The sequence below is a fragment of the Morganella sp. HMSC11D09 genome (assembly GCF_001807955.1).
GTDB classification, from domain to species: Bacteria; Pseudomonadota; Gammaproteobacteria; order Enterobacterales; family Enterobacteriaceae; genus Morganella; species Morganella morganii.
On sequence record NZ_KV791702.1, the window covers coordinates 51,552 to 68,942 of the forward strand.

Genomic DNA, 17,391 nt, shown 5'->3' on the forward strand with positions numbered 1-17,391 from the left:
GCGCGGGTTCTTTATTTCTGCTCTCTGCTTATTTTGCCTGTTTCGACCGCAGTACCGTCAGGCAGTGGCGTAGTTTTTCATCCAGCGGTGCCTGAAGGCGCATCGCCTCGCCGGTGGACGGATGGGTAAAGGCAAGTGCCGCCGCATGTAAAAACAGCCGGTTAAGCCCTGTCCCTTTCAGCTGAGCATCAAACTGCGCATCACCGTAACGGTTATCAAAGGCAATAGGATGCCCTGCATGCAGTGTGTGCACACGAATCTGATGTGTGCGCCCGGTGACCGGACTGGCTTTGACCAGCGTGGCAGCCTCAAACCGCTCCTCCACTTTAAAGCGTGTTTCCGATGGCTTGCCTTCCGGGCTGACTTTCACCACGCGCTCGCCGCTCTGGAGAATATTTTTCAGCAGCGGTGCCTGCACCACTTTTACTGAAGATTGCCACTGGCCGCGCACCAGTGCCAGATAATCTTTCTGCATCTGTTTCAGACGCAGCTGCTCATGCAGTGCCCGCAGCGCGGAACGTTTTTTGGCGATCAGCAGAATACCGGAAGTATCGCGGTCAAGCCGGTGCACCAGTTCCAGGAAGCGCGCCTCCGGACGCAGTGCGCGCATCGCCTCAATCACACCGAAACTCAGACCGCTGCCGCCGTGTACCGCCGTACCCGCCGGTTTATTAATCACCAGAATATGATCATCTTCATACAATACGCACTCTGCGAGTGCAGAAACCTTATCCAGTTTCGCCGACACCGGGGCATCGTTTTTCTCAGCCACACGCACCGGCGGGATACGGATGCTGTCCCCGTCCGCGATTTTGTATTCCGGCTTAATCCGGCCTTTATTGACACGCACTTCCCCTTTACGGATGATGCGGTAAATCATGCTCTTCGGCACTCCTTTAAGGCGCGCGAGCAGGAAATTATCAATACGCTGGCCGGCTTCATCGCCGGACACAACAACAAATTGAACTGTCTGATTATCAGTTTTCATGAAACGGGGGGCTATCCTCTGAACCGTTGCTCCGTAAACCGGTATATTTTTCCGGTGAAACAGGCGGCAAATGTGCATCAATGTTTTACACGGCTATTTTCCCATTTTTTCCGGAAAAAGACCAAGGATTAACGTCATTAACAAATTTCTGCATAATTTTCACCGAAACATGCAATGTCACCTTGCTATAACCACACCGGCAATGGAATAATGCATGCGCCGATTTTGGCAAAACAGATATTTTATCTTTGTCTGACCGATGACAACGCAGCAATGGCGTAAGACGTTATTTCCGGTCAGATAATCAGCGGGCTGCGGGTTGCAGCTTACCGGGCCGGTATCGCGTATAAACGTGATTTTCAGCCGGCAACGGGGATTCAGACAAGACTGAACCTCACCGACACAATTTGCACCTCTATACGATCGACAGCCGGGAGGCTGACGGTGCGGTAAAAGCCACGAGGTCATCGGTTCCGGTAGCAACGAAATTGCCCGCAGCGCACTAATTAAATGAAAAAATTGAGTAACTTATAATGAAAAGAATGTTAATCAACGCAACTCAGCAGGAAGAGTTGCGTGTTGCCCTTGTCGACGGGCAGCGCTTGTATGATCTGGATATCGAAAGCCCCGGTCACGAACAAAAAAAAGCAAACATCTATAAAGGGAAAATCACCCGTATTGAACCGAGTTTAGAAGCTGCTTTTGTTGACTATGGCGCAGAGCGTCACGGTTTCCTTCCCGTCAAAGAAATTGCCCGCGAGTATTTCCCTGCTAATTACCACGCTTCCGGCCGCCCGAATATCAAAGATGTCCTGAGAGAAGGTCAGGAAGTCATTGTTCAGGTGGACAAAGAAGAGCGCGGTAATAAAGGGGCTGCACTCACCACCTTTATCAGCCTGGCCGGCAGCTATCTGGTTCTGATGCCGAATAACCCGCGTGCCGGGGGGATCTCCCGCCGTATCGAAGGGGATGACCGCACCGAGCTGAAAGAAGCCCTGTCTGCCCTGGATATCCCGGATGGAATGGGTCTGATTGTCCGCACCGCCGGTGTCGGTAAATCAGCCGATGCCCTGCGCTGGGATCTCGAGTACCGTATCAAGCACTGGGAAGCCATCAAAAAAGTTGCTGAAGGCCGCCCTGCACCGTTCCTGATCCATCAGGAAAGTAATGTTATCGTCCGCGCGTTTCGTGATTACCTGCGCCCGGACATCGGTGAGATCCTCATCGATAACCCGAAAATTCTGGAACTGGCACGCAAGCACATCACTGCTATCGGCCGTGCGGATTTTGCCAGCAAAATTAAACTGTATCAGGGCGAAGTGCCGCTGTTCAGTCACTATCAGATTGAGTCGCAGATTGAATCCGCTTTCCAGCGCGAAGTCCGTCTGCCGTCCGGCGGTGCGATTGTTATCGACACCACCGAAGCCCTGACTGCTATCGATATCAACTCCTCCCGCTCAACGCGCGGCGGTGATATCGAAGAAACTGCCTTTAACACCAACCTGGAAGCGGCGGATGAAATCGCCCGCCAGCTGCGCCTGCGTGACCTCGGCGGCCTGATTGTTATCGACTTTATCGATATGACCCCGGTCCGTCATCAGCGCGAAGTGGAAAACCGCATGCGCGAAGCTGTCCGTCAGGATCGCGCCCGTATCCAGATTGGCCGCATTTCCCGCTTTGGTCTGCTGGAGATGTCCCGTCAGCGTCTGAGCCCGTCACTGGGTGAATCAAGCCATCATGTGTGTCCGCGATGCAGCGGCACCGGGACTGTGCGTGATAACGAATCACTGGCGCTCTCCATTCTGCGTCTGATTGAAGAAGAAGCGCTGAAAGAGAATACCCATCAGGTACATGCAATTGTGCCGGTACCGGTCGCCTCTTATCTGCTGAACGAAAAACGCCAGGCTGTCAGTGCGATTGAAGCACGTCAGGCCGGTGTCAGCGTGATTATCGTGCCGAACAACCAGATGGAAACCCCGCACTTCCGTGTGGTCCGTGTCCGTAAAGGTGATGAAATCGGTACCCTGAGCTACCGCCTGCCGGAGAAATACGAAGCGGAATCCGCTGCCGGTGAAGAAGAGGAAACTCAGGAACGCCGTGCACCGGAACAACCGGCTATCAATGCCTTTGCTATCACATCCGATGCACCGGTACCGGCACAGACTGCCGCCACCCGCAAACCGGAAAGCAAACGCGATAACCGTCAGGATAAGCAGGCACCTGCGGCTTCTGAAGGTGGCTTCTTCAGCCGTCTCATCAAAAAACTGTTCGGCTCCGCACCTGCTGTGCAGGAAGAAACTGAACAGAAAGAGAAAAAACAAACTAACGACAACAACCGCCGCAGCGGGAATGATCGTAACAAACAGCGCCGTAACCGCCGTGACCGTAATGATCGCAACGGCGAACGTACCGAGCGTGCTGACCGCCCTGAACGCAGTGATAACGAATCGCGCAACAAACGCGATCGCGATACTGTGAATGAGCCGCGTAAAGGCCGTAATCAGAATACCCCGAACGAAGATCTGACACCGGAAGAGCTGGCCGCCCGCGAAGCACAGCAGCAGTTACGCCGTGAACAGCGTGCAGAGCGTCAGCGCCGCCGTCAGGACGAAAAACGTGTCCAGCAGGATGCGAAGAAACTGCGCGCCCAGCAGGAAGATCAGGATGCACTGAACAGTGACGGCAATACGGAAGATGATGATGCACCGACACCGGTTCGTCAGCGCCGTACCCGCCGCCAGCTGAACGGTTCTGTCCGTATCACTGATGGTGAAACACAGACTAAACCGGCTGTTGCAGCACCGGTTCCGGTTGTTATCGATAATGTACCAGTGGCAGTTCCTGCGGATACCGACGTACCGGCAGCGGCTGAAAATAATGGTGATGAAGCACACAGCGATAACATCCTGCCGCGCCGCTCCCGCCGCTCACCACGTCATCTGCGTGTGAGTGGTCAGCGCCGCCGCCGTTACCGTGAAGACCGTCAGCTGACGCAGTCTCCGGTTCCGCTGGAAATGGCTGTATTTTCCCCTGAACTGGCTTCCGGTAAAGTGTGGATCCAGTATCCGGTTGTGACACCTGCTGCACAGGCAGAACAGGAAATCGCAGCTGAGACACCGGAAATCACCGAAACAACAGCTGTGATTACCGAAACCGCGGTTGTCGCTCAGGTGATGACTGAAGCGGCAGAAACCACCGTTGTGGCAGAACAGTTCTCTCTGACTGTCGCATCTGAGGCGCCTCAGACCACAGCGCCGGAAGAAACACCGGTTGTGGATACTGTCACTGAATCTGTACCGGCAGAAGAGCCTGTACAGGAAACCGCTGACATTATCGCTGATGAGCCTGTTGTGACTGACGTGATTGTTACTGAGCCTGTTGCTGTCACAGAACCTGTTGCACCGGTTGTTGTTGCAGAACCAGAAGTTATTGCAGAGCCTGAGGCAGTTGTTGTGGCTGAACCTGTTACCGCACCGGTTGCGGCTCCGGTTACTGAAACAACTGTCGTTGCTGCCGGCCGTCATGCTTATTCACCGATGACCAAAGCCCCTGCTCCGGCAACCACCGGCGAAGCCTTTATTATCACTGAATACCAGCGTGAAGCCCGCGAAGCCTATGCGCTGCACGGTGCAGGCGGTCATGCGGCCACTAACCATGCCGCATCAGAGCCGTCAAAAACCCTGCTCTGATAATCCGCACTGAACTGAAAATGGCTCCCCCGGGAGCCATTTTTTTATGGAAAAGATAAAAAAAACCGCGAATATTCAATTCACGGTTTCTGCTGTTCAGTGTATGCGATTACTTAATATCTTTGATATCGCCCATCGCTTTGAGTTCTCTGGAGATTTCGCGGCGCTCTTTTGACAGATCCGCATTCTTGATAATGTACTCATCCACACGATCTTCATAGTCACTGCGCATATTGGCAATGATAGCCTGGATATCTTCAATGGACATGCCCGGCTTGATGTATTCACTCAGGTTATCAAGCAGAAGTACACGTTTCTGGTTATCACGAATTTTCTTTTCGTTGTCAGTTATTTCACGCAGTATTTTGTTTTTACGGCGAAACATACGAACGAACTCCAGGACATTGTGAAAGGAAGGCTTGGTTGTGTTGTCCATTATTCTACCCTTAGTCATATCTGAAATGTGATTCATTAAACAATACAGGTTAACCATGACTGCCGACAAGCAATTCCGCCGGTTTTCTGCGGTTTTCTTCAGTGTAGCGTATTTCTGAGCGGAATTGTTTCAGCTAATATAAATTCCGCACAAATTACCGCCATTTTGTGAGATCTGCCATCAAATCGTATTGCCGGGATAATCAGGACTGAAATTGGTATTTTGTTCCCGATTTGTTACCCTGTAGCCCATCATTTATCAGAAAACAGGCCATACGGTGTCTTCAGCACAATTTTTCTTTCACGATTACGAAACCTTCGGGCAGGATCCTGCCGGTGACCGCCCGGCGCAGTTTGCCGGTGTCCGCACTGACAGTGAATTCAATATTATCGCCGACCCGGTGATCGCCTACTGCGCCCCGGCGGATGATTATCTGCCGCAGCCCGCTGCTGTGATGATAACCGGCATCACGCCACAGGAAGCCCTGCAGAAAGGGGTTAATGAAGCGCAGTTTGCTAAGCTGATTCATGACACCTTTACACAGCCGGACACCTGTATTCTCGGCTATAACAGCATTCGTTTTGATGATGAAGTCACCCGTAATATTTTCTACCGGAACTTTTACGACCCGTATGCCTACAGCTGGATGAACCGCAATTCCCGATGGGATCTGATTGATATCACCCGCGCCTGCTATGCGCTGCGCCCGGATGGCACAAACTGGCCGGAGAATGACGAAGGACTGCCGAGCTTTAAGCTGGAACACCTGACTGCCGCTAACGGTATCGCCCATGAAAATGCCCACGATGCGATGGCGGATGTGTATGCCACCATTGCCATGGCGAAACAGCTGCGTGGTGCACAGCCGCGTCTGTTCGATTATTTCTTCAGTCTGCGCGATAAGCGCAAACTCGCGGCACTGATTGATATTCCGTCCATGAAACCACTGGTGCATGTCTCCGGAATGTTCGGGGCTGTCCGCGCCAATACCAGCCTGGTAGCCCCGCTGGCATGGCATCCGGATAACCGCAATGCCGTGATTATGTGTGATCTCGCCGGTGACCTGACCCCGCTGCTGACGCTGGATGCGGATACGCTGCGCGAACCCCTGTACACCCGCCGTGATGAACTGCCGGAAGGCGCGTCCCCGGTACCGCTCAAACTGGTGCATATCAATAAGTGCCCGATCCTGGCACCGGAAAATACCCTGCGCCCGCAGGATGCACAGCGTATCGGGCTGGATAAAGACCTGTGTGCCCGTAATGCAGAACTGTTGCATCAGCATCCGGAGATCCGCGAAAAAGTCGTGGCAGTGTTCGCACAACCACGTGAGTTTCCGCCGCAGAATGATGTGGATCGCATGATTTATCAGGGCTTTTTCAGTGATTCGGATAAAGCGGCCATGACGATTATCCGCGAAACGGCTCCAAAGAATCTGCCGGCACTGGCGCTGAGTTACCAGGATGCCCGTCTGCCGGAGTTACTGTTCCGCTACCGCGCCCGGAATTTCCCCGGCACACTGGATGAGCATGAGCAGCAGCGCTGGCTTGCCCATCGCCGTGAGGTCTTTAATCAGGATAATTTAACCCGTTATTTTGAGCAGATTGGTGAAATGATGCAGGAATATCAGCATGATGCAAACAAGACAGAATTACTGAAGAAGCTGGTGCAGTACGCGCAGCACCTGGCGCAGTAATCAGAACAGACTGCCGGGAGGGAGACTCCCGGCAGTGAAATCATCCCGCTTTATTGGCGGTATAGAATACCCGGCACAGGGATTCCCTGTACTTCGGACAAACAGAGACCAGCCGCGTGCGGCTCTCTGTATCCCGCCCCAGTTCTTTCAGCACCCCTTTGGTGATCAGTGAATCCGCACTGCTGTGCTTAATGCCGATACTGACATTTTCACCACGGGCATTCAGGATATACACAATCAGCGCCCGCTCATCCGTGCTGAGGTTATGCAGCACCTCTGCTTTATGGCACTTGACCGGAACCGCTTTGCCGAAGGCATTCTTGAGTCTTTTAAACATAATCATCAGTAAACAGGGAGAAAAGCTGATTATAGTGAATTTAATCCCTTATTAACATTACTGATTATACTTTCCGCAGCCACATCCTTCGTGCCCTTCCCCCCAATATTTTAATTTACTGGTTTTGCCCAGTCCCGGGTTCAGGGTGTTGGTCGGATCGGTGGCTTTATAGAAGGCTTTCAGCTGAGGTTTCGCTTTATACAGATGGCCGACATTATGCTCTGCCGGATATTCCGCCCCGCGCGTGTTCAGGATTTCCAGCATTTCCTCTTTCAGCGCATGCGGATCCACGCCTTTCTTCACAATATAGTCCTGATGGAAAACGTGGCATAAAAAATGTCCGTAGTAGAGTTTATGCACCAGTTTGCTCTCAATTTCCGGCGGCAGGACTTCCAGCCACGCCTGATCATTACGGCGCAGTGCAATATCCAGTGCGAGGATATCCTCCACTTTGCTGCTGTTGACCGCGTGATAGCGGATGGCGGCACCGGCGGCCACAAAGCGGTGCAGGAAAGCATCCGCCCCCTCTTTGGCATCACACTCAAAGAAAGCACCCTCTGCATTGTCAAAGAAAGTGCTCAGCCAGTTACGGGCTTCATCAATCCCCTCTCCGGCCATTTTCAGCATCAGGTGATGCTCATATTTATCGCGGTACTCTTCCATCCGGCGCGGCAGATGGTTCGGCCACAGATGACTGAATAACTGCATTGTGCGGTCAATCAGATTTTTCGGCAGCAGCGGGATTTTATTGAAAACAGCATCCATCCGCCCTTTGATTGTGAACAGCTTCGGCATTTTTTCAGTGCCGAGTTTATCAATCATCAGGAAGCTGTCTTTGCCGTAGACTTTTGCGATGTCATAACATTCGCGGTGCATATATTCACCGGCCACCGGCAGATGCTCAAACTCCGCGAGAATATGACGGCGGATATCTTCCAGCACAGAAGGCGTATTGGTGCCGATATAGAAAACTTTGTTCTCTCCCTGAGACGGGAAGGTATCAAGGCGCACTGCAAACACCACCAGCTTACCGGCACAGCCGGAGGCTTCAAACAGGCGGCGTTCGTCGGCGTTGAAACGGGATGGGGTGTCCGCATCCACATCACGGATACGCTGATGATAATCATGGTCAGAGGCCGGTTTATCCGTGTCCTCAATATCCGCATCCTGATACTGACGGTATTCCAGACAATTCAGAATTTCTTCCGGCGTGGATCCTAAATCAATCCCCAGATGGTTAACCAGTTCTGCGCTGCCGTCCGCATTAACGCGGCCGTACAGCGCCAGTTCGGTATAAGCGGGACCGCGCTGCACCAGTGAACCGCCGGAGTTATTACAAATCCCGCCGACCACGGAAGCCCCGATACAGGAAGAACCGATCACTGAATGCGGCTCACGACCCAGCGGTTTCAGGACTTTTTCCAGGTGCCACAGGGTGCTGCCCGGCAGTGCCACTACCTGCTGCTGTTTTGTCAGTACCTGAATTTTATCCAGGCGCAGTGTGCTGATAATGATAATTTCGCGGTCATAATCATCCCCGCTCGGGGTGGAGCCTTCGGTCAGACCGGTATTGGCCGCCTGCATGATCACAATTCTGTCAGCTTCAACAGCGGCTTTAAACACCTGCCACAGTTCATACAGCGTGCTGGGGAACACCACCGCCAGCGCGCTGCCTTCTCCGGAACGGAAGCCTTTGCGGTATCGCTCCGTCTTACGCGGCTCTGTTAAAATGTGTTTGTGACTGACAATATCTGTCAGTGCCTGAATAAGACGTGCGCCGTCAGGTTGTTGATTGTTGATCATACTTTACCCCGATTCAGATTACTTATTGTTCACTAAGTAATTATGCCTCTTATCTTATTTATAATACAAATACTATTTTTAACAAATTTAACAGATTAACCACGAATCCGGCTTATCTGAACAGGTTGATCAGCAGCGTCACCATCATAATCCCGACTGTCAGGATCAGGATTTTACGGACAATTTCTCCGTTGGTGCGGATAGCATGCTGGCTGCCGAGGTGATTCCCGAGCAGACTGGCGGCGATCATCGGGATACTGAGCAGGAACGCGATATGCCCGGCCATAATAAAGGCGACCAGTCCGCCGGCATTTGATGCCAGGTTAAAGATTTTCGAGGTCGCGGAGGATTTCAGTAAATCGAGGTTATTGATCAGAAACAGACAGATAATAAAGATACTACCGGTACCCGGCCCGAAAAAGCCGTCATAGAAACCGACAATAAAGCAGGTGAAAAAGACCAGCCATACAGATTTGCGCACGGCGCTGCCCTGTTGTGCACCACCGAGTTTTCCTTTAAAAAAGGCCGCCAGCAGGCCGATCGGCAGCATACAGATAATAATATAGGTAATCGTTTCAGACGGCAGATATATAATAGCTTTCGCGCCCACCCAGGCCCCGAAGAACGATGAAATAATCCCGGCCGGAATTATCTGCCAGTAAACCGATTTGTTTTTAATGAAATTAGAAATGGCCGCCAGCGTACCGACAGAGCTCACCAGTTTTTCCTGTCCCAGCGCCATATGCGGCGGCAGACCGGTCAGCATAAAGGCCGGGATCAGAATCAGCCCTGCACCGCCGGCAATGGAATCAATATATCCGGCCACAAAAGAGGCGATGACCAGCAGTGCCAGTCCCGCATAAAAATAGTCTGCCATCAGACTGTGCTCAATATACATCTGCATCCCTTAATTATTATCATTTTCTATACTTTCAGCGGGTTACTATACGCGATTACACATAAAAAAACGGCGCACAGCATCAAACTGTGCGCCGTTTTCACGACATAACTGCTTAAAGACTTACTGTTCCGGCATCTGCGGCATCGGACGGCGGAAACGGCGGGTCAGCCATAACATATAGATCAGACCCAGCGCGCCCCAGCTCAGACCCAGTTCCATCGATTTCGCATCGAGGTTGAACCAGAGCACGGTCACTGTCGCGGCACCGATAATCGGCAGCAGCAGATAGTTAATCTGGTCGCCCAGCGTCTTGTTGCGGCGCTCGCGGATGTAGAACTGTGAAATCACAGACAGGTTGACGAAGGTGAACGCCACCAGTGCCCCGAAGTTAATCAGTGCGGTTGCGGTAACCAGATCAAACCAGACTGCACTCATCGCCAGCACACCCACCAACAGCACGTTCAGTGCCGGGGTACGCCATTTCGGATGCACGTAGCCGAAGAATTTCTCCGGGAACACGCCGTCACGGCCCATCACATACATCAGACGGGATACCCCTGCCTGTGCCGCCATACCGGAAGCCAGCACGGTCACGCAGGAGAACACCAGGATGATAGACTGGAAGAAGGCACCGGCCACCATGTACATAATTTCAGGCTGTGACTCTTCCGGATTGTTGAAACGGGATACATCCGGGAAATAGAGCTGCAGGAAATAAGACACCGCGATAAAGATCAGACCACCAATCAGTGCGGTCAGGAAAATCGCTTTCGGGATCACTTTCCCGGCATTCGGTGTTTCTTCTGACAGTGAGCTGATACCGTCAAATCCTAAGAAGGAGAAGCACAGTATGGTCGCCCCGCTTATCATCGGGATCAGTTCCGCATCAATGGAAGCAAACGGACGGAAGGAGAGCAGCGTACCCGCCCCTTCACCCGCAGACACACCACGGACCAGCAGACCGACAAACACAATCATCACAGCAACCTGTACCAGTACAATCCCGGTATTGAGGTTTGCCACAACATTGATGCCGCGCAGGTTAAATAATGTCATCAGGAAAACCAGCCCCGCGACGAAAATCCATGGCGGACAGTCAGGGAAGATTGCCTGAAGATAAATTTTTGCCAGCAGAATGTTGATCATCGGCATGAACAGGTAGTCCAGCAGCGATGACCAGCCAACCATAAAGCCGATATGCGGACTCATGGATTTCTGGGCATAGGTATACGCCGAGCCTGCGGACGGGAACCGTTTAACCAGTTTGCCGTAACTCAGCGCAGTAAAAAGAATGGCTGTCAGTGCGATAGCATAAGAGGTCGCAACATGACCGCTGGTAATTTCGGACACAATCCCGAACGTATCAAAGATAGTCATCGGCTGCAGGTACGCAAGCCCCATCATGACAACCTGAACGAGGGTAAGTGTTTTTGCGAGTTGTACGCGGTTATTGGCAGCTGTACGGTTCAGGCCAATATCGAGGGTAGTATTATGCGACATGAGCGAATCCTCCCGTAACACCGACAATCATACTGATACTACTATCAGATGGCGTGTTACCGGGAAGACTTCGCATCTGCCTGTAGGCAGTGAAGTAAGAAGGGGTTTGGAGTGCTGAGCAGGAGCGCCGTGCTCCGTAGTCGTCGTTGCAGCAGCCAGCGCCGATTGGCACAGGTGCAAAAGTGAAAAATTGCGCCATTTATCGCATCCTCATACCGGTGTTTATCGTCCGGTGTAATTCAGTAAACAGTTATCCGGCCTATCGGCCCCTTTTTTTGTCGGTGACAATATTTTAGTGCAAAAAAAAAACCGATGCGTATAAATGCATCAGTTATTTTTTTGGATGGCGCATTCTGCACCCCTCAGTCATAAATTTCAAGCTTTGTTCGCCCTGATCCGGTAATTTTTTTACATACCGCTTTACCGGCAGAATTTCTGTGATGAAACTTTGAATATTTATAGCTGAAACGTTAAAAAATCCGGCTAATCGTGTATTTCGCAGTCACTCTGCCTGTCATAAAAAAACACGGCGCCCGGAAAAGGACGCCGTGTTTCGACACATAATAATGAATGAGGGTTACATCAGAAGTTATAATTCAGGCCGATATTGTAACGGCGGCCTTCAAGAGCTGCACCATAATTTTCGGAATCAACACGTTTATCGAAGATATTGTATACCCCGGCAGCTATCGTCACATCTTTCCATGCCTTATAGCTGGCTCCGATATCCATGAAACCGTATGATGGCGTACCGTCACTCATGCCGCGGCGACCACGGAAATCAGATGTTTTACCGCGGAAGTTATAGCGGGTCCATGTTTCCCAGTCAGCATCTATATTCCAGGTTAACGTGGCATTACCCATGTGTTTCGGTAATTTATTTAATGGTTTACCGGTAAAATCGCCGCTGCGCTGTTCAGAATCTGTGAAGGTATAGTTCGCTGCCAAATCAAGATTATCAATAATATCCCAATTCATCGTGGCTTCCACACCGGTAATCCGGGCTTTATCTACGTTTTCACGGGTACTGATAAATTTATATTTTTTCCCCTGGTAAACACACTCGCCCCGCGCTTTTTTGCCATCGCCATCAGTACAAGCCCGAGTCTCCATGATTTTATCTTTAAAATCAGTGTTATAAACCGTCAAACCAAGATTCAGGTTATCCTGATTATTCCAGATAATACCAATTTCTTCAGTAACGCTTTTTTCCGGTTTCAGATTGGCATTACCGAGGATAATGGCAGGGTCACCACCACCACCGGTAATTTGTCCCCAGTTTGGTGATACCTGGCGAAGATCCGGAGAACGGTAGCCCGCAGAGACTCCGCCTTTCAATGTCCACATTTCATCAATATGCCATACACCATAAACACGCGGTGTCCAATGGGAACCAAAGTTTTCATCCTTATCCATACGTAAACCGCCGGTCAGGGTAAAATCATTGGTCAGCATCCAGTCATCTTCCATGAATAATGCCCAGCTGTAGCGATTTAATGCGTTCGCACCGCCTTCCAGCTGATTTGAACTATCATCTTTCAGATCTTCATAGCGGTATTGTCCGCCAATACTTAATGTATGCGTATCAAAATTAAATACCGTCTGATTTTTTACCAGAGTATCTGTATATTTCATCTGACGCCCCGGGTTTTTAGACTCATCACGCTGAACAAACGTATTGATATTCCCCCAGTCATATACACCATCATGAGTTAACGCATAATTTGTACGTTCATAACGGCTATAACCATCTTCACCTTCTGTGGATTTGCCCTGATGATAGTCACGGTTTTGCCGATCAACTTTGAAATCAAAATCTAAAGTATTTTGTTCATCCGGTGTCCACGACAATGTACCGCCACCACTGCGGATAATCTGGCGGTTAAAACCATCAATAATTTTGTCTTCACCACGATGAGAATAAAGCGCATTGACTTTCATACCCAACTTGCCGTCAATTAGCGGACCTGCTGCATATAAACTGCTCTGTACGCTGTTACCTTCATTTTTTCGTTCTGTCAGAGTTGTTTCAGCTCTGACACTACCGACCCATTTTGACTGGATTTTTCTCGTGATAATATTGATAACCCCGCCCATGGCATCCGAACCATACAGTGAAGACATCGGTCCGCGCACCACTTCAATGCGATCAATCGCAGTCAGCGGCGGTAACCATCCCTGTTCAATACCGGAGTTATCACTATTAGGACGGGTGCCCCGGGTATCAACCCGTTTGCCATCGACTAAGATCATAGTGTATTTCGCATCCATCCCGCGGATACTGATATCTGATTTACTGCCGCCACCGGTAACTAATACGCCGGGAACATCTTTTAATGCATCAGTTACATCACGATAAGCCTTATTTTCCAGTTGCTCACGAGAGATAACAGAAATTGATGCCGGAGCATCCTCAATTTTCTGCTGGAAGCCGGATGCGGTGGTAACCACAATCACGTCTTCTTTATTTGCAGCCTGAGCAGCCATCACCTGAGCGGCGAGTGCTGCCATAACACATACCGCCACTTTTCTTTTTGAAAAAATAACCATTCTTTTGATTCTCCAAGAGATAATATATTTATGGACAATCGACATTCGCTCTGAGGGATTTATATCCCTTTTTTTAAATAATAATGACCCTGCCATTGCAGGCATCCGTCATTATTTTATTACCTTTTATAAGGTTATTTGTTTTTATAAAAATAAATCATACAGAAAACAATGTATTATCAGCGCATAAAATATATGCAGCATGCAGATAATCACCCTCTGCGGAAATATATTCCGCAGAGAATAAAAAAGAATATGTAATATAAACCGGTTTTATTATGCCAGTGTCGCAACCGCGCGCGGCACCAGACCATCAATAACAACATGCGGCACAGACTGCGAGCAGTGCTCAATACGGCCGCGCACACCATAAACGGTTGCCAGGCTGTCCGGCGTAATAACCGCTTCCGGATCCCCTTCCGCAATTAAATTCCCGTCTTTCAGCATTAATATATGATCACCGTGACGCAGTGCGATATTAATATCATGCACAACCACCACCGTAATAATATTCCGGCGCTGAGTTTCACGGCGTACCAAATCCATTACGTGATACTGATAATTTAAATCCAGCGCACTTAACGGCTCATCCAGTAATAACAGTGTCGGCTGACGGATTAATGATTGCGCCAGCCCGACTAATTGTTTCTGACCGCCGGATAACTGATCCAGATAATGCAGCGCCAGATGTTCAATGCCTAATTGTGACAGCAGAGACATCACTTCCTGCTCACTGTCGCGGTCAGAAATACCGCCTGAAGCCCGCTGTGCAACAATCACGGATTCCAGCACATGCAGGTGCACCCCGGCAGGCAGTGTCTGCGGCAGATAAACCACCTGCTTCGCGCGTTCGGCAAAATTCATCCGCGTCAGATCATGACCGTCGAGCAGTAACTGCCCCTCTGCCTTGTTCAGACCGGCCAGGGAGCGCAGCAGGGTGGATTTCCCGCTGCCGTTCGGCCCGAGCAGCACGGTGATTTTACCGCGCGGCAGAGGCTCAACATTCAGGTCTTCAATGATTTTCCGTTTCGGATAACCGGCATTGAAGTGTTTAATCTGTAACCCGCTCTGAGCAGACATTGCATTCAAATCCATCTTACATGCTCCCTTTATGACGCAGGATCATGCTCAGGAAGAACGGCACACCTACCAGTGATGTCACAATACCGACCGGAATAATCACGCCCGGAATCAGGTTTTTCGAGGCAATGGATGCCATCGACAATACCAGCGCCCCGATTAATGCACTCGCCGGCAGATAGAAACGGTGATCCTCACCGAACATCATGCGGGCAATGTGCGGCGCGACCAGGCCGATAAACGCAATCGGGCCGACAAAAGCCACCGCCAGCGCGGTCAGAATACTGATGCGCAGCAACGTACCGAGACGCAGACGGCGCACGTTAATACCAAAACTGACAGCGCGATCTTCGCCGAGGCGCAGTGCGGTCAGCTTCCACGAGTTACTCATGGAAATCGGCAGCAGAATGGCAAAGGCCAGTGTCATCACACCCAGTTTCACCCAGGTGGCGCGCGCCAGGCTGCCCATCGTCCAGAAAACCAGCCCCTGTAAGGTGTCTTCCGTGGCGATAAACTGCATCATTGATACCAGTGCGTTAAAGGTAAAGACCATTGCGATACCGAATAACACCACACCGGAGGTTGCCACTCGTGTCCAGCGGGTGATGCCGTCAAGCATCAGCGCGGAAAACAGGGCAAAAATAAAGGCGTTTGCGGAGACAAACCACTGATCCGGTACGCCCGGAATACCAATTCCGAGGACTATCGCCAGCGCCGCACCAAACGATGCGGCGTTGGAGACGCCGAGGGTAAACGGACTCGCCAGCGGGTTATTGAGGATGGTCTGCATCTCTGCCCCGGCAAGACCGAGAGACATGCCGACCACCACGGCCATCAGGGCATACGGCAGACGTATTTCCCAGACAATCACACGGGTGCCCGCGGATACACTTTCCGGCGACACCAGGGTCTGCCAGAGTGCATCAAGGGTCAGCCCGGACGGCCCCATGGTGAAATCGAGCACCACGGTACAGAGTATTACCGCAACCACCGCAAACATCCACATCAGCCGCCTGCGCAGTACACGCCGGTAATGTGATTTCACATCACAGCTTAATTCACTGCCTGCCTGTTCCGGCTTCGTCTGTAGCATTGCTTCTGTGGTAATACTCATTATTCAAATACCTGCTGACTACTTAAAATTATTTACCGCTGACCCAGTATGTGCCGGTTGGTTCGACAGCCAGGAACTTACTGTACATTTCATCCATGGTTTTCTTCGGATCCAGATCTTTAAACTGCTCCGGATAGAACCACTTGGCAAAGGCCTGCGCGGCAATCACGTTATAAGGTGAGTTATAATAGTTGTGCCAGATAGCATAGTCACGCCCTTCTTTCACTGCGGTCAGGGTATTAATGCCCTTACGCTCAGTAATGGCTTTCAGGCTGGCTTTGGCATCCGCTTCTGTTGCCTGCGCACCCAGCTGAACACCCGCATCGGTGCTGCCCGGGGCTTTCGCGCCGCTGACCAGATAAATATCCGGATCCGCCGCAATCACTTTCTCCAGGTTCATGGTACCCAGTGGTGTCGGCAGAACTTCTTTGGCGATATTTTTACCGCCCGCCAGATCGATAAAGTTACCGAGGTTACCGTTACCGGCAGTACCGCAGCAGTCAGGGAAAGACCCGGCGCGCAGATCGATAAACACGGTCGGTTTTTTATCTTCCGGGATTTTGTCTGTCACGTCAGTGACTAACTTCATCTGCTTCTGATAGAAATCTTCAAAGGCTTTGGCTTTTTCTTCGCGGTGCAGCACTTTACCCAGCACACGCATACCCGGCAGAGTGTTTTTCAGCGGTTCGTTGCGGAAATCCACAAAGACAACCGGGATACCGGCTTTTTCCAGCTGACCGACCAGCTCGCTGTTTTTACCCGGTCCGTGACCGGCCAGGCCGAAAATAGCCACATCCGGATTGAGGGTTAATACTTTTTCTGCACTGACGCTGTCCTCTGTCGTGTTACCGATCAGCGGGATCTTGTCGATTTCCGGGAATTTAGCTTTGTAGACAGCATAAGACTGCGGGTCGAGTTTGCGGAAGTCACCCTGCCAGCCGGCAATACGTGCCAGTGGTTTGTCCCCTTCCAGCAATGCCACCGCGTGGATCATACGCCCTTCCCCTAACAGGATGCGCTCCACTTTTTCCGGTACTTCCACCGTACGCCCTGCGGCATCAACCACTGTTTCCGCCCATGCTGCGCTGCTCATCAGAACAGCCCCTGCTGCCAGGCTCATGGTCAGCCCTTTTGCTACAGATACTAATTTCACGTTACCGACTCCTGTTATCTGTCAGAAATTGGCGTTAACAATAAAGCAAATAAGAACCCTTATCAATACGGAATAATTATCTTCCTCATTACAATATTCGTTATCATCAGGTGATAGCGATATATCGAAAGATAATCTGTAAGT

12 protein-coding genes are annotated in these 17,391 nt (G+C 50.9%); 2 read left to right on the forward strand and 10 right to left on the reverse strand.

Going from position 1 to position 17,391, the window contains the following annotated elements; all coding sequences use genetic code 11:
- Positions 1 to 28 precede the first annotated feature (28 nt).
- Positions 29 to 988: a 23S rRNA pseudouridine(955/2504/2580) synthase RluC gene (gene rluC, locus HMPREF3119_RS14555; protein ID WP_004238062.1), complete on the reverse strand. Its 960-nt coding sequence runs from the start codon at positions 986 to 988 to the stop codon at positions 29 to 31.
- A 533-nt stretch (positions 989 to 1,521) separates the two neighbouring features.
- On the opposite strand from rluC, the gene rne reads away from it, so the two are divergent.
- A complete protein-coding gene (gene rne, locus HMPREF3119_RS14560; RefSeq protein WP_070580113.1) occupies positions 1,522 to 4,677 on the forward strand; it encodes a ribonuclease E in 3,156 nt (1,051 codons plus the stop codon).
- A 109-nt stretch (positions 4,678 to 4,786) separates the two neighbouring features.
- On the opposite strand, the gene tmaR is transcribed toward rne, so the two are convergent.
- On the reverse strand, positions 4,787 to 5,113 hold the full coding sequence (gene tmaR, locus HMPREF3119_RS14565) for a PTS system regulator TmaR (protein ID WP_015422834.1): 327 nt from the start codon (positions 5,111 to 5,113) through the stop codon (positions 4,787 to 4,789).
- 277 nt (positions 5,114 to 5,390) lie between these two features.
- Between tmaR and sbcB the strand changes: the two genes are divergently transcribed.
- Positions 5,391 to 6,809, forward strand: coding sequence for an exodeoxyribonuclease I (gene sbcB, locus HMPREF3119_RS14570; RefSeq protein ID WP_070580115.1), 1,419 nt, complete (start codon positions 5,391 to 5,393; stop codon positions 6,807 to 6,809).
- Positions 6,810 to 6,849: 40 nt separating this feature from the next.
- Here the strand turns inward: sbcB and HMPREF3119_RS14575 are convergent, their stop codons facing one another.
- The 8 genes from HMPREF3119_RS14575 to HMPREF3119_RS14610 all read right to left on the reverse strand — a co-directional run bounded on the left by HMPREF3119_RS14575 (position 6,850) and on the right by HMPREF3119_RS14610 (position 17,214).
- Positions 6,850 to 7,146, reverse strand: a complete 297-nt coding sequence (locus HMPREF3119_RS14575) for a hypothetical protein (protein ID WP_225902840.1) — start codon at positions 7,144 to 7,146, stop codon at positions 6,850 to 6,852.
- A gap of 57 nt (positions 7,147 to 7,203) precedes the next feature.
- Positions 7,204 to 8,949 carry a D-lactate dehydrogenase gene (gene dld, locus HMPREF3119_RS14580; protein ID WP_070580117.1) on the reverse strand — a complete coding sequence of 582 codons (1,746 nt, stop codon included), beginning with the start codon at positions 8,947 to 8,949 and terminating at the stop codon, positions 7,204 to 7,206.
- Positions 8,950 to 9,061: 112 nt separating this feature from the next.
- On the reverse strand, positions 9,062 to 9,847 hold the full coding sequence (locus HMPREF3119_RS14585) for a sulfite exporter TauE/SafE family protein (RefSeq protein ID WP_004238053.1): 786 nt from the start codon (positions 9,845 to 9,847) through the stop codon (positions 9,062 to 9,064).
- Between the two features lie 123 nt (positions 9,848 to 9,970).
- A complete protein-coding gene (locus HMPREF3119_RS14590) occupies positions 9,971 to 11,350 on the reverse strand; it encodes an APC family permease (protein ID WP_036406025.1) in 1,380 nt (459 codons plus the stop codon).
- Between the two features lie 582 nt (positions 11,351 to 11,932).
- Entirely contained in the window at positions 11,933 to 13,900 is a 1,968-nt protein-coding gene (locus tag HMPREF3119_RS14595; RefSeq protein WP_070580119.1) for a ligand-gated channel protein, read from the reverse strand.
- 276 nt (positions 13,901 to 14,176) lie between these two features.
- Positions 14,177 to 14,995: an ABC transporter ATP-binding protein gene (locus HMPREF3119_RS14600; protein WP_032098688.1), complete on the reverse strand. Its 819-nt coding sequence runs from the start codon at positions 14,993 to 14,995 to the stop codon at positions 14,177 to 14,179.
- A gap of 1 nt (position 14,996) precedes the next feature.
- Positions 14,997 to 16,094, reverse strand: a complete 1,098-nt coding sequence (locus HMPREF3119_RS14605; protein WP_004238048.1) for a FecCD family ABC transporter permease — start codon at positions 16,092 to 16,094, stop codon at positions 14,997 to 14,999.
- 28 nt (positions 16,095 to 16,122) lie between these two features.
- Positions 16,123 to 17,214, reverse strand: a complete 1,092-nt coding sequence (locus tag HMPREF3119_RS14610) for an ABC transporter substrate-binding protein (RefSeq protein WP_250326412.1) — start codon at positions 17,212 to 17,214, stop codon at positions 16,123 to 16,125.
- Between the last annotated feature and the right edge of the window lie 177 nt (positions 17,215 to 17,391).

Bases quoted from the DNA above. Each gene is read 5' to 3' on its own strand.
- HMPREF3119_RS14595 (WP_070580119.1), bottom strand. From the start codon at position 13,900: ATGGTTATTTTTTCAAAAAGAAAAGTGGCGGTATGTGTTATGGCAGCA.
- HMPREF3119_RS14590 (WP_036406025.1), bottom strand. From the start codon at position 11,350: ATGTCGCATAATACTACCCTCGATATTGGCCTGAACCGTACAGCTGCC.
- dld (WP_070580117.1), bottom strand. From the start codon at position 8,949: ATGATCAACAATCAACAACCTGACGGCGCACGTCTTATTCAGGCACTG.
- HMPREF3119_RS14575 (WP_225902840.1), bottom strand. From the start codon at position 7,146: ATGTTTAAAAGACTCAAGAATGCCTTCGGCAAAGCGGTTCCGGTCAAG.
- HMPREF3119_RS14600 (WP_032098688.1), bottom strand. From the start codon at position 14,995: ATGGATTTGAATGCAATGTCTGCTCAGAGCGGGTTACAGATTAAACAC.
- HMPREF3119_RS14585 (WP_004238053.1), bottom strand. From the start codon at position 9,847: ATGTATATTGAGCACAGTCTGATGGCAGACTATTTTTATGCGGGACTG.
- rne (WP_070580113.1), top strand. From the start codon at position 1,522: ATGAAAAGAATGTTAATCAACGCAACTCAGCAGGAAGAGTTGCGTGTT.
- tmaR (WP_015422834.1), bottom strand. From the start codon at position 5,113: ATGGACAACACAACCAAGCCTTCCTTTCACAATGTCCTGGAGTTCGTT.
- HMPREF3119_RS14610 (WP_250326412.1), bottom strand. From the start codon at position 17,214: ATGAGCCTGGCAGCAGGGGCTGTTCTGATGAGCAGCGCAGCATGGGCG.
- rluC (WP_004238062.1), bottom strand. From the start codon at position 988: ATGAAAACTGATAATCAGACAGTTCAATTTGTTGTTGTGTCCGGCGAT.
- HMPREF3119_RS14605 (WP_004238048.1), bottom strand. From the start codon at position 16,094: ATGAGTATTACCACAGAAGCAATGCTACAGACGAAGCCGGAACAGGCA.